This window comes from Natronorubrum texcoconense (genome assembly GCF_900100335.1).
GTDB lineage: Archaea > Halobacteriota > Halobacteria > Halobacteriales > Natrialbaceae > Natronorubrum > Natronorubrum texcoconense.
Genome location: NZ_FNFE01000004.1, coordinates 277,275 through 290,027, shown reverse-complemented (window position 1 = coordinate 290,027; position 12,753 = coordinate 277,275). Strand labels below are relative to the sequence as shown.

9 protein-coding genes are annotated in these 12,753 nt (G+C 58.6%); 6 read left to right on the top strand and 3 right to left on the bottom strand.

Annotated elements, in window-relative coordinates; genetic code table 11:
• Positions 1-141: a hypothetical protein gene (locus tag BLT08_RS23060; protein ID WP_175529320.1), complete on the top strand. Its 141-nt coding sequence runs from the start codon at positions 1-3 to the stop codon at positions 139-141.
• A 55-nt stretch (positions 142-196) separates the two neighbouring features.
• On the opposite strand, the gene BLT08_RS14130 is transcribed toward BLT08_RS23060, so the two are convergent.
• Positions 197-1,405, bottom strand: coding sequence for a potassium channel family protein (locus BLT08_RS14130; protein WP_090308611.1), 1,209 nt, complete (start codon positions 1,403-1,405; stop codon positions 197-199).
• A gap of 144 nt (positions 1,406-1,549) precedes the next feature.
• Here BLT08_RS14130 and serS point away from each other — a divergent pair, with 144 nt between their 5' ends.
• Entirely contained in the window at positions 1,550-2,926 is a 1,377-nt protein-coding gene (gene serS / locus BLT08_RS14125; RefSeq protein ID WP_090308607.1) for a serine--tRNA ligase, read from the top strand.
• A 76-nt stretch (positions 2,927-3,002) separates the two neighbouring features.
• Here serS and BLT08_RS14120 read toward each other — a convergent pair whose 3' ends face one another.
• Together BLT08_RS14120 and BLT08_RS14115 are read right to left on the bottom strand one after the other, a co-directional pair.
• The gene (locus tag BLT08_RS14120) at positions 3,003-4,685 is read right to left on the bottom strand and encodes a S8 family serine peptidase (protein ID WP_175529319.1); all 1,683 of its coding nucleotides are present in this window, start codon (positions 4,683-4,685) and stop codon (positions 3,003-3,005) included.
• A 585-nt stretch (positions 4,686-5,270) separates the two neighbouring features.
• Complete coding sequence (locus BLT08_RS14115; RefSeq protein WP_090308599.1) at positions 5,271-7,457, bottom strand: elongation factor EF-2; 2,187 nt, start codon at positions 7,455-7,457, stop codon at positions 5,271-5,273.
• A gap of 358 nt (positions 7,458-7,815) precedes the next feature.
• Here BLT08_RS14115 and BLT08_RS14110 point away from each other — a divergent pair, with 358 nt between their 5' ends.
• The 4 genes from BLT08_RS14110 to BLT08_RS14095 all read left to right on the top strand — a co-directional run bounded on the left by BLT08_RS14110 (position 7,816) and on the right by BLT08_RS14095 (position 12,751).
• Entirely contained in the window at positions 7,816-8,580 is a 765-nt protein-coding gene (locus tag BLT08_RS14110; RefSeq protein ID WP_090308596.1) for a DUF5781 family protein, read from the top strand.
• A 180-nt stretch (positions 8,581-8,760) separates the two neighbouring features.
• Complete coding sequence (locus BLT08_RS14105; protein ID WP_090308593.1) at positions 8,761-9,684, top strand: hypothetical protein; 924 nt, start codon at positions 8,761-8,763, stop codon at positions 9,682-9,684.
• A gap of 199 nt (positions 9,685-9,883) precedes the next feature.
• Positions 9,884-10,609 (top strand): DUF7504 family protein, encoded by a 726-nt coding sequence (locus BLT08_RS14100; RefSeq protein WP_090308590.1) that lies wholly within the window; start codon positions 9,884-9,886, stop codon positions 10,607-10,609.
• An 81-nt stretch (positions 10,610-10,690) separates the two neighbouring features.
• Positions 10,691-12,751 (top strand): hypothetical protein, encoded by a 2,061-nt coding sequence (locus BLT08_RS14095; RefSeq protein WP_090308587.1) that lies wholly within the window; start codon positions 10,691-10,693, stop codon positions 12,749-12,751.
• Positions 12,752-12,753 lie beyond the last annotated feature (2 nt).

Below are 12,753 nucleotides of genomic sequence, written 5' to 3'. Positions count from 1 at the left end.
ATGATGGGACTGCTCCGTACGATCCAGTTCCAGAAGCAGCCGCCCACGCTCGTGCCGCTCACCCTCGCCATCGTCGTCGCCGTCCTCGGCGCGCTCGTCTACCTCGAACTGGTCTCGATGCTGCTCGCCTACACCGGATAACGCCATTTACGCGAGACGTCGAAGCCGAACCGAGACGAAAAGATCGACGGCCCGATCAGGCTCGAGCCAGCTCCTCGAACGCCTCCGCGGCCGTCCGGGTCCCCTTCGAGATCAGCACGTCGCCGCCCCGGAGTTCGGCGTCGGCGTCGGTCACCAGCAGCCACCCCTCGTCGGGGCGACGGATGGCGATCACCGACATCGTCGACTCGACATCGGGAACGCCCGCCGCCACCGCGGTCCCGTCGAGTTCGCTCCCGGGTTCGATCTCGACGCGCGTGATTATCTCGTCGCTCTCCTGGACGGCGAGCTGGACGACGGGGTGAACCTCGATATCCCGAAGCACGCCCTCGCTGATGTCGATCGCCGCGTCGCTGATAACTTCCGTGCTGGTCCCCAGCCGGATGAGTCCCCGCAGCGCCACCGGGTCCTCCGCGTCGGCGGCCGCCCGGAGCGTCCAGGCCTCGAAGCGCGACTGCATGGCGTCGACCTCGACCTCCAAATTGCGGACCTCTTCGGCCAGCTCCGCGCTGTCGAACAGCACGCTGCTGTAGGCCAGATCGACCGCCAGCTCCGAGAGGTTCTTCATGTGGATGATCGTGTCCACGGCCCGCTCGAGGTCCGGAATCCCCGGATCGTCGACGGTCGGCGTTTCGTAGACCTCGCCGGTCAACACCTCGCAGACGTCGCCGATCGCCGTATCGGGGCCACGAAGGAGCGCGACGTCGCCGCTCGAGACGGTTGTCGTCGGGCCGGGATTCAACAGCCAGTCCTCGCCACGGCGGAGCGCGATTATACGGACGCCGGTCTCGGACTCGAGATCGATATCCTCGAGCGTGCGATCGGAGTACTCGGAGTCGGGGTCGACGACGCCGCGAACGAGCACCTCGGCGGCCTCGGGCAGGGCGGCGCGCATGGCTTCCGGGAGCCCCATCTCCTCTAAGACGATCTTCGCGATGTCGCCCGCCGCGTCGCTGATCGCGTCGGCGGCGGCGACGATTCCCAGCACGGGCGCGAGCTCCTCCGCGTCGGCCGGCTTGCGGACGGCCATCATGAGGCTCATCCGCGCGCGGAGTTCGAGGACGTTCATCCGCTCTTCGAGTCGGAGCACCTCCCGTGCGAGATCCGCGTTGCGGTGAAGAACCGCCGAGTACGAGAGGTCGATGAGCAACTCCGCGGTATCTTTCATCTCGACGAGTACGTCCTTGACGCTGACCGGTTCGTACTCCACCGATACCGACGACGCTTCGCCCTCGAGCGGATCCATACGTCGAACTCGGACCCCCGGCGAAAAAAGCGTTTCCCGCGAGGTCCGGGCTGGGGGGCGATCGATCGGCCGCATCGACCAGCGCAAGCACCTCGACGCTGGCTTCCGACACGGTTTTGGCCGGGCGCAAAGAACGCACGAGCAATGCTCGACCGGACCTATCTACGCGACAACCCCGAGGAGGTACGCGACGCCCTCGAGGCTCGAGGTGCCGACGTCGACCTCGACGAACTCCTCGAGATCGACGAACGCTGGCGGGAACTGAAAGCTCGCGGCGACGAACTACGCCACGAGCGCAACAAGGTCACCCAGCAGATCGGCGAACTGGTCGCCGACGGCAAACAGGAGGAAAAGGACGAGGCGATCGCCCAGTCGAAAGAGCTCAAAGCCGACATCGAGGAGGTAGAGAGCGAGGCTACCGAACTCCAGGCCGAACTCGAGGAGCGACTGCTCGAAGTGCCACAGCTCCCCCACGAGAGCGTTCCGAAGGGCGTCGACGAGCGCCACAACGTCGAGGACCGGCGGTGGGGGTTCGACGACCTCCGCGTCGACGCCGACGAGATCACCCCGCACTACGAACTCGGCGAGGCGCTAGACATCATCGACGAGGCCCGCGGGGCCAAGACGACCGGCTCGGGCTTTTACTTCCTCAAAGGCGACGGCGCGCGACTCGAGCACGCGCTGATCCAGTTCATGCTGGATCTCCACCGCGAGCAGGAGTACGTCGACGTCTTCCCGCCGGTTCCCGTCACGAGCGAGTCGATGCGCGGCACCGGCCAGTTACCGAAATTCGCCGACGACGCCTACCGACTCGGCGGCCGCGAGGACGACTACGAGGACGACGACCTCTGGCTCTGTCCCACCGCCGAAGTGCCGGTTACCAACATGTACGCCGACGAGATCCTCCTCAAAGACGATCTCCCGCTCAAACATCAGGCCTACACGCCAAACTTCCGGCGAGAGGCCGGCGAGCACGGCACCGAAACGCGCGGCATCGTCCGCGTCCACCAGTTCAACAAGGTCGAACTCGTCAACTTCGTCGAACCCGAGGAGAGCTACGACCGCCTCGAAGCCCTGCTCGAGGAAGCCGAGGAAGTCCTCAAACGGCTCGGCCTTCCCTACCGCATCCTCGAACTCTGTACCGGCGATCTCACCTTCGCGAGCGCGAAGACGTACGATATCGAGGTCTGGGCACCCGGCGACGACATGGACGACGGCCCCGAGGAAGGCGGCCGCTGGCTCGAGGTCTCGTCGGCCTCGAACTTCGAGGAGTTCCAGGCTCGCCGCGCCGGCCTGCGCTACCGGCCCGAACGCCACGAGTCGGCCGAGTACCTCCACACCCTGAACGCCTCGGGGCTGGCGATTCCGCGGGTGATGGTGGCGGTCCTCGAGTACTACCAGAACGAGGACGGCACGGTCGATATCCCCGAGGCGCTACAGCCGTATATGGGCGGCCAGGAGATCATCGAGGGCCACGAGAAGGTCGGCGAGAGCGCGCTCGGTGCAGGCGAACGCGAGTAACGGCCGTGCTTCCATCGTCCTGCTGTCACCGTCCGAAAAATGTGTTTCTGGTTCCGCGTCGGAGCCGGCTGCCGAATTACTTGCCCAGTTCCTCGACCGTAATCGCGTAGGAGCCGCTGCCGCTGTACCTGTCGACCAGAATACCGAGCTCCTCGTCACCGTCGAGATCGACCTCGATCTCCTCGTCAGCACCCCAGTCAGCCGAGAGTTCATCGTAGTCGCTGGTCGTTGGCTGGCGACCGTCGAGGGTCAGGTAGAGGTCGAACGTCGCGTCAGTGGCGGGACCGTCTAGCGTGACGGTGGCGCTACAGGGGTTCTCAGTCGCAAGTTCGTAGCTGTAGCTGTCGCTTTGATTGCCCCACCAGCCGTCGCTGAGTTCACCGTCGGCGCTTGCAGTGTTACTCTCGTCGCCGCATTCGCCAGGTTCCGGATCGGGATCCGGGTCTGGATCCGGATCCGGTTCAGTCCCCGGTTCGGTTGTTACCGCGTTCCCCGCATCGACGCGCCCGTACCCCTGTTCCTCCGCCGAGAGACCGATATCGACGGCCGTCTCGTGAAGGTGACTTCGCAGTTCGTCGTTGGAGAGCGATGGCCACGCCGAAAGTGCGAGCCCAGCAACGCCCGCGACGACCGGCGATGCCATCGACGTCCCGGAGAAGGAGTCGTAATCGTCCCAGTTGACAGTCGAGAGGACGTCACCCCCGGGAGCGGCTAGTTCGGTTTCCGGTCCGACGTTCGAGAACGACGACAACGTCTCACCCTCGTCGAGCGAGGAGATAGCCATCACCGTTTCGTAGGCGGCCGGGTACGAGACGCTGCCGCCGTAATCGTTACCAGCCGCTGCGACGAGTAGCGATCCCTCGTTCTGGGCGTAGGCACACGCGTCCGCCATCAGCTGGGTGTACCCGCCACCGCCCAGCGACATGTTGATAATGTCGGCACCTTGATCCGCGGACCACTGGATCGCATCAGCGATATCGGTCAGCGACCCCCCGCCGCCGTCGCCTAATGCTCGAGCCGACAGCATCGAGCAGTTCGAGATGCCGGCGTGGCCCTCACCGTTGTCAGCACCACCGGCCGCGATCCCGCCGACGTGGGTACCGTGGTTCTCGCCGGCGCTGGCGGGGTAGGGATCACCGTCGCCCGAAACGAAATCGTATCCGTAGTTTGAAACGGTACCGTCCATGTTCTCCGCGAGGTTGGGGTGGTCGTACTGCACCCCCTGGTCGACGATCGAGATAGTCACGTCCGGATCGCCGAGCGTTTCCTCCCAGGCTTCGGAACAGTTGACCTGCTGTGGCGCGTACTGCCTGTCGAACAGGGGATCGTTGACGGCGCTTCCGCCGACGTCTTCGGTACCTGCGCTATCGTCCTCACTGTCGCTCTCGAGAGCCTGCATCTCGAGGGTTTCGTAGGTGACGTTATCTTCGGCGTACTCGATTCCCTCGCCCTGAAGGACGTTCTGCTTGAAGTTTTCTTTCGCCGTTCTGGCCGCGTTTTCGGGAAACTCCACGGCCGCATAGCCGAGTGTTTCGTTAGTGTGGACGATCTCTGCGTTGGTCGGAATCTGCGGCCTAACCGCCTGTTCCGGACTCGAGACTGAGGCACCGACGCCGACGACGATTTCGTTCTTTTTCGGCCCCGGCTCGCGCCCCGGGGTCGCGGATACGACGCCGTTGAGGCCGAACAGCGCGCCGAGTGCGCCGGCTGCTTGCAGCACCGATCGTCTATCAAAATCACGGGTGTTATTTCCTAACATAGCCCGTAACGTCATATTCAAACCAATTATTAAATACTTTTTAAATTATTTAGAATTGAATCAATGTTGAATAGCCCTCTACTAGCATATGCATTCCCGCTGCACTCATTGTGTTTTTGATAGTAGTATCATTAAAATATCGTCTTTGGTTAGATAATAAATTGGAGAGTGTTTTCAATAAACCGACTCAGTTGGTTGGAGGAACAGACGGATTGCGGATGAGAATACTGTTTCCGGCCGGTTTCGGACCCAGGAACCACGTATCGATATCTTTTCGGTCGGCGATACTCGACTCAATCCGTCGGATATCTCTGGACGGAAACCAGACTGAGAGATCATTGATATTCTCCTGCGCCTGAACTCGCGTTAGAATGTAACCGACTCAATCGTCGGAGTCGTGTTCGGTTCCGGGAGCGTCCCGTTTTCGTGAGGGGAACGGTACTCGCCTTCGCGGCGATGATCCCACCTTTCGTCAGATCCCCACCGAACGTCGAGCGGTGCCGGCGTCGGTCGGCCGTATATTCCGCGTGGAAAGTGACCGGGACCGAGCACTGACTTGGTAGCCGCTCGTCGCAGTCGTCGCTCTTAGATGTAGTCGATACTCGGCGGCAGCTCGAGCTTCATGCCCTTGCGCTCGCGGATCTCCATGATCTTCTCGCGCTGGAGGGAGTCGGACATGACCTCGAAGCCGGCGTTCTCGGTGTTCCAGGCGGCGCGACCCTCGGTCGCGGAGCGGATGTCGCTCGCGAAGCCGATCATCTCGTCGACGGGTGCGATACCCTCGACGACCATGAGGTCACCCTCCTGATACATGTCGTCGACGCGGCCACGACGACCCTGGATCTCGCCGGAGGCGGCACCCATGTGGTCGTTCGGTACGTCGATCCGAGCGTCCTGCATCGGCTCGAGCAGCTTGATCTTCCCGTCGATCAGCGCCTTGTGGAGCGCGTTTCGGGTTGCCGGGATGACCTGTGCTGGGCCACGGTGGATGGTGTCCTCGTGGAGTCGGGCGTCGTGCAGTCGGATGAGGGTCCCCTGGACCGGCTCGTTCGCGAGCGGACCGTTGTCGAGGGCGTCCTCGAATCCCTCGATCACGAGTTCCATCGTCTCGTTCAGGTGCTGAATCCCCTTCGTATCGTCGATGAGGATGTTCGTCCCGTGGATGTGCTCGACTTCTTGGGAGTCGTCTTTGTCCATGCCGGCCTCTTGCAGGGCCTCTCGGCGTTCCTGCTCTGGCATGTCCATCGACGCCTCGCCCATCTTGATCGTCTCGACGAGTTCGTCCGGCATCGGCTCGATAGAGACGTAGAAGCGGTTGTGGCGGTTCGGCGAAATGCCTTCGATTTCGGCGCTCGGCTGCTGGGGCTGCTCGCGGTAGACGACGATCGGTTCACCGGTGTTGACCGGGATCCCCTGGTTCTTTTCGATACGCTGAGTGATGACCTCGAGGTGGAGTTCACCCTGCCCGGAGATCAGGTGCTCGCCGGTGTCCTCGTTGATCGTAATCTGGATCGTGGGGTCCTCCTTGGAGACCTGGCGCAGCGTCTCGATGAGCTTCGGCAGGTCGTCCATCGTCTGGGCCTCCACGCTCTTCGTGATGACCGGCTCCGAGATGTGCTCGATCGACTCGAACGGCGTCATCTCGACGGAGGAGACCGTCGAGCCGGCGATTGCGTCTCGCAGACCGGTGACGGCAGCGATGTTCCCCGCGGGAACGTGGTCCACTTCCTCGCGCTCGCCACCCATGTAGATCCCGACGGACTGGACGCGGTTCTTGCCCGCGGTTCCGGAGACGTACAGCTCCTGGCCCTTCTCGAGGCTGCCCGAGAAGACACGACCGGAGGCGACTTCGCCGGCGTGTGGGTCCATCGCGATGTCGGTGACCATGAAGACGACCTCGCCGTCCTCGTCGACGAGTCGCATCGTCTCGGCGAGTTCGGATTCGTCGTCGCCGCGCCAGATGCGCGGGATGCGCATCGGCTGGGCGTCGACGGGGTTCGGGAAGTGCTCACAGACCATGTCGAGCACGACGTCCGACAGCGGCGTCCGCTCGTGGAGCTCCTGACGGTTGTCGTTGCGCTCGAGTTCCATGATTTCGCCGAAGTCCATCCCGGTGCGCTGCATCGACGGCATCGAGACGCCCCACTTGTAGAGAGCGGATCCGAAGCCGACGGTCCCCTCCTCGACGGAGACGGTCCAGTCGTCGATGTCGTCCATGTCCTGGGTCATCCCACGGATAAGTTCGTTGACGTCGTGGATGACCGAGAGAAGACGCTGTTGCATCTCCTCGGGTCCTTCCTGCAGTTCGGAGATGAGTCGGTCGACCTTGTTGATGAACAGGGTCGGTTTGACGCCCTCGCGGAGCGCCTGTCGGAGCACCGTCTCTGTCTGGGGCATGGCCCCTTCGACGGCGTCAACGACGACGAGCGCACCGTCGACGGCACGCATTGCACGAGTGACGTCGCCACCGAAGTCGACGTGGCCCGGCGTGTCGATGAGGTTGATGAGGTGGTTGGTATCCTCGTACTCGTGGGTCATCGAAACGTTCGCCGCGTCGATGGTGATCCCGCGTTCCTGCTCGTCTTCCTCCGTGTCCATCGCGAGCTGTTCGCCGGCAGTCTCGTCGGAGATCATGCCCGCACCCGCGAGGAGGTTGTCAGAAAGGGTCGTTTTTCCGTGGTCGACGTGAGCGGCGATGGCGATGTTCCGGATGTTCTCCGGTTCGTCCATCAGCCGTTCACACTCTTGGACGATCTTCTTGCGTCGGCCCATATACACCCTGTTACCGGTAGCGGGGTCAAAAGGGTAGTGTTTCGTCGCCGTCGGAATCCGTCGAATTTCCCGGTTTTCGCGCCGGAATTTCCAGTTTGAGTGAGTGAATACCACACAAGCAACAGTACGAATCTGGCGCCGTATTCGCCGGCGAATCGGACGCTGGCCGAAACCGCGATGTCGACAAAAGCGATCCGCTGTCACGTCCGGTGCAGCAACCTGTTACGAACCCGACCGAACGGGAATCGCACTACCGGGCCCTACTCGGCAACCGTCGGTTGTCACGCACCGCATCGATCCTCGGCCGTCGAAATCGGGCGCAAGAGACATACGCCGCCGGAACTTGGTACTGTTACACATGGATCTCCGCGTGCAAGGCGCCGGCCCTACCTCCCCGTTCCTCGGTGCTCGAGATCTATTCGAGACCGAACACGACCTCTCGTTACCGGTTCACGTCCAGCTCCGGGACGATCCCGACGAACGGACCTGGGCCGGCCACCACGACGATCGCCACGTCCTCAACATCTCGAGACAGGCCGCCTCGAGCGCCATGGCTCGCGAACTTGCCCTCCACGAGTTCGCACACATGGCCCGACACGAACAGGAACATCCCTCACACACACAGTCGACGGAAGAAGTGCTCTACCTCGCGCTCGCCGGCAAGAGCGTCGAACGGCGCAAACTGGCCCACTGCTACCAGATCGCCAACCACATGAAAGATATCTACGCCGACGACATCACGCTCGCCGTCGGCCCCGGCGAGAAACTGCTCTCCTTTCTCGAATCGAGCCTCGCGATGGCGATCGCAGACCGCCCCGAGACGCCGTCCAGGCCCGGACTCGAGCGTCTCTCGGCGAGTGCCGATCCGGATATCACGGCGGTCAACGCCGCGTTCGCGCTCGCACTCGCCGAACGCCACGATCTCGTCGACGACGACCACCGGCTGTACGATCTCGCGTACGCGGCCGCGATGGACGCACCACACGTCGACTTCGAGGGATTCAAACGCCGCTTTCGCGAACTCGCTCGCGATCCCGACTCGAGTACCTATCGCCAAGTGCTCGTCGACGCGACCCGTGCGTACGTCGGTGGGGACGGGCGCGAGGGGCCCGCCGCGGACTGACCGTCGCTGACTGCCACTGACCACTACGCCACTCACACTTTTTGCGAACAGTAGATTTCGAAAGCGATCTTCCAGCGTCCACCTACAACCCCTCCCCAGAATCACTATTTTGGCATGCATCGCAAATTGGGAGACCGACCGGCGAGTAGATATATCGAACAGCGCCTATGTCAGTCGATCATGACTGGTGCGACAGACAGCACGTGTGGCATCGATCGGCGAACGTATCTCCAGGCAGCCAGTGGGTTTGCAGTCGCGAGTGCCATCGGTCTCGCGGGGTGTCTCGGCGACGAGACCGACGATTCGGACGACGGGAACGGTGACGACGAACCGGTCGGAACGCTCACCACGGAATTCGCCGCCGGAGCGGACGCGTTCGACGACTTCAACGACTTCACCGCGACGATTCAGGGTCTGTGGGTCGTTCCCGCTCCGGGGGACGAAGCCGACGAGACCGACGACGAAGAGACGGACGACGAAACCGAAGCGGGTGAGAACGATGACAGTGAAACGAACGGGGAAAGTGAATCAGACGAAACCGATGACGGCGAGACCGACGATGAAAGCGAATCGGAGGACGACGAAAACGACGAGCAGTCGGAAACCGATACCAACGCCGATCGAGCGTACTACGAGTTCGACGACGCCGTAGACGTCGACCTCGTAACTCTCGAGGACGGCTCGCAAGTGATCGACGAACGCGACCTCCCGGTCGACGAGTACGAGCTCCTGCAGTTAGACGTCAGCGAGATCGATGCAACGCTGACGAACGACGATCCAGCAACGGTAACCACACCCGATGACGGACCCCTCCAGTTCGACGAACGGTTCGAGATTCGCGACGGCGGAGAAACAACCTTCGTCGCGGCCGTTCAACCCGTCGAGCAGGACGACGCTGGGACGTACGTTCTCGAGGCCGTCGCAGACGGCACCGAAGTCATCACGGATGGCGAGAGTAGTGACGACGATACTAACGAGAACGGTGATGACGATACCAACGAGAGCGGTGACGACGGTGATGATGGTGACAACGGTAACAACGATACCGGTGGCGACGGAGACGGTTCCGGCAACGACGGAGACGATTCCGACGACGACGAGTAATCTACATCCACCGATCCGAACCGCGAGAATCGTGCACGAATCAGACGTAGCCCCTTTGTCGAACGGACGTCGCGAAGTTTCGCACAGAGATCCACTCAGAACGACGAATCGAACGTAGCGGCCATAAGGCTCAAGTATACGGCTTCGCTTCAACCCGAACATTTAATGTATGATTCGACGAATGGCGTAACATATATTGATGTTTTCGCGCAAGGACTGGGGGAGCGGGTCGGACGGCGAGCAGTTCACCGAAACGCTATCCCGACTGAAACGTGAGGGTGCGAGCGTTCTCGTCGTCGGCTCCGTTCGAGCTGATCAACGGCAGAACGTCTGTCGACGACTGCTGGGACAGGCGACCGTCCAGCCACGTCGACGCGTGCTGGTTTCGACCACCGGCGATTTACACGACGTCTCACACCTGGTCGACGCGGACGTCAACACGTCCGATACGCTCAAACTCGTTAGCTATGCCACACAGGCCCGCAGCACCGCCGCGAGTGACGTCGGAGCAAATCCGACGGAGACCGACTCCCCGTCGCTCGAGGCATCACCGACGACGACCACCGCGCTTGCCGACCTCGGTATCGCTATCTCGAGCGCAATCGAAACGCTCGAGTCAGAAGCGGACGGTCTCGCCCCCGCAGAACTCCGCGTTGGCATCAATTCGCTGGTGCCGCTCCTCGAGGAGTACGGTGTCGAACGCGTCTTCAAGTTCGTTCATCTGACGAACGGCCGGACTCGAGACGCCGACGGTATGATCCACTACCACCTACCGATGGACCGGGACTCAGATGTCGTCTCCGTGCTGGCACCACTGTTCGACATCATCGTCGAACTTCGGGAACAGAGCGGCGACTTTCAGGAACGGTGGTCGATCAACGACGGCGATCAGAGTTCTGGGTGGATCTCGATCGATCAGTCGTAGGGTTATGGTTGCTCGAGAGCCATATCTATTGTCTTGCCCGACGATTAGTTGTTAACAGCTACTTCGCTCATCCTTTGCCCCATGAAACCGAAATTTGAGCCGACAAAAAATGGCTTTGAAATCATAGACCCAATCGAAAGACACCGGCATCGGGTCGTTACGCATAAGCCAATTTCACTTAAAGAAGTAGAGTCGAACCAGCTTCAGTATCCGGTAGATAAAGCAGTTGAGTTTACAGCTGAAATGATTTCACTTCCAGCAAATGCAACCATCTATATTCGCAATCAGGACGGTTCCATGGTTGCAGAAGCTAGCCCAAGTGAGCCAATATCCTTGCCAGAGGGAAAATACACTCTTGACATATCGGTCCCACTTAAGATATACATTCAATTTAATGGGGAGGTCAGTATTTATGCGGATAACGATCAGACACACGTAATTTTTGGAGACACGATACCTCTCACAATTGGTGCTCGATCATATCATACGCGTCCAGCAGATACGATTAAAACCACAAAAGATCCGCTAGATATAATGCGAGCAGTATCTGCTTTCGGATCAGCACTAAAAACAACAACTGCTGAACGATCTTATCCAACACTACGGGGTCATCCGCCGGCAATCAAACTATGCGATGAGTTAGAAATACCAAATTCGTTTGAGAAGCCAGAAACAGGCATCCGAATAGAGATTCCTCCAGACTTCAATCACATATTCACCATTACGCCTCTCGCTTATTATTTAGGTGCAGACATAATTCCTAATGAGGAACCTAAAATAACAACCGCAGATGGATACTCATATGATGTGCAGGGTGATATTCATTTTGACACGGAAGTAAGACGGCTACTCAAAAAAATATTCTTCCTAGATTGTGTGGTCCGAACAGAAGGGCTTACACCATTACCACTTCATGAACGGAGTTTGTCCGAATCAGACATCGGGTTTGATATTAAAAAAATGTATGATCAACCACTTGCAAGCCAAATCAAATCATACCTTGATATTCCGTTTCATAAGGTTAAGCCCCATCTTCCAGAATGGCGACTCACAACACAGCTCAGACCGAATGAAGAGAGCATAGAGTTCCTTCCTTTTATTGCAAATAGGTTATCTCCAGTTAGCATACATGATACTGTTGGAAAAACATCGTCAGAGGCGCAAACAAGCGCTATCAAAGAGTTTTCACGAGGCAGTATGAGTATAGTTCGTGGAAAAGTAGAGAAGGACAACCAGGATAATCACATCGCGGCAAATAAGTCAATAGTGCAACAATCGTGGGAGAGCGAAGATTCATCTACGATAGTAAGCACAACACCCTTGTCTGCATTTTATAACAACATTGGCAGATCTCCAAAAGAAGACCCTATCGAAATAGAAGTTATTTGCAACGATCCAAACATGCAAGAAGAACTCGAGACAGTGAATGAAGTGTATAATTCACAGGAAGACTTCCCATTTGACGTTACTTTATACCATGATATTAGAACCGGAGAGTTTCAAGAGATTCTAACTAGCGAAAGTGACTTTCTACATTATATTGGGCATATTGATAACGATGGATTTCAATGCTTGGATGGGAAATTAGACGCGTCAAAAATAACTAAAGTAGGAGTGAAAGCGTTCTTGCTCAATGCATGCCAGTCATATGACCAAGGACTATATTTAGTAGAAGCAGGAAGCATTGGTGGCATAGTCACTCTAAACGATATAGTCAATAAAGGCGCAATTAGTGTAGGAAGTACCATTGCAGGTTTATTGAACCAGGGCTTCCCACTTTACGCTGCATTAGACATCGCAAGAGGTGAAAGTGTCGTTGGAGAACAATACCGAGTAGTTGGTGATGGAGTAACAACGATTGCACAGTCAAAAAATGGTGTTCCAAGTGTTTGCATGCTATCACAGAGAGATGATATGTTCACCATCAAAGTTCACATATATGAATCATCTTCAGTGAGAAAAGGGAGCTTATTTACGCCATACGTGGAACCAGCAGACGAGTATTATTTAACTCCAGGAGAAACCGAAAAGATAGAGGTTACGAAACGTCAAATTGAGGAGTTTTTTGATCTAGAAGATATTCCTGTAATAATAGACGGGTCTGTTCAATGGAGCAAAGGCATCAATATTGACGATTTATGATC

What these genes read in the sequence shown, in the direction of transcription:
- BLT08_RS23060 (WP_175529320.1), top strand. Translation starts at nt 1, where the DNA reads ATGATGGGACTGCTCCGTACGATCCAGTTCCAGAAGCAGCCGCCCACG.
- BLT08_RS14130 (WP_090308611.1), bottom strand. Translation starts at nt 1,405, where the DNA reads ATGGATCCGCTCGAGGGCGAAGCGTCGTCGGTATCGGTGGAGTACGAA.
- serS (WP_090308607.1), top strand. Translation starts at nt 1,550, where the DNA reads ATGCTCGACCGGACCTATCTACGCGACAACCCCGAGGAGGTACGCGAC.
- BLT08_RS14120 (WP_175529319.1), bottom strand. Translation starts at nt 4,685, where the DNA reads ATGTTAGGAAATAACACCCGTGATTTTGATAGACGATCGGTGCTGCAA.
- BLT08_RS14115 (WP_090308599.1), bottom strand. Translation starts at nt 7,457, where the DNA reads ATGGGCCGACGCAAGAAGATCGTCCAAGAGTGTGAACGGCTGATGGAC.
- BLT08_RS14110 (WP_090308596.1), top strand. Translation starts at nt 7,816, where the DNA reads ATGGATCTCCGCGTGCAAGGCGCCGGCCCTACCTCCCCGTTCCTCGGT.
- BLT08_RS14105 (WP_090308593.1), top strand. Translation starts at nt 8,761, where the DNA reads ATGACTGGTGCGACAGACAGCACGTGTGGCATCGATCGGCGAACGTAT.
- BLT08_RS14100 (WP_090308590.1), top strand. Translation starts at nt 9,884, where the DNA reads ATGTTTTCGCGCAAGGACTGGGGGAGCGGGTCGGACGGCGAGCAGTTC.
- BLT08_RS14095 (WP_090308587.1), top strand. Translation starts at nt 10,691, where the DNA reads ATGAAACCGAAATTTGAGCCGACAAAAAATGGCTTTGAAATCATAGAC.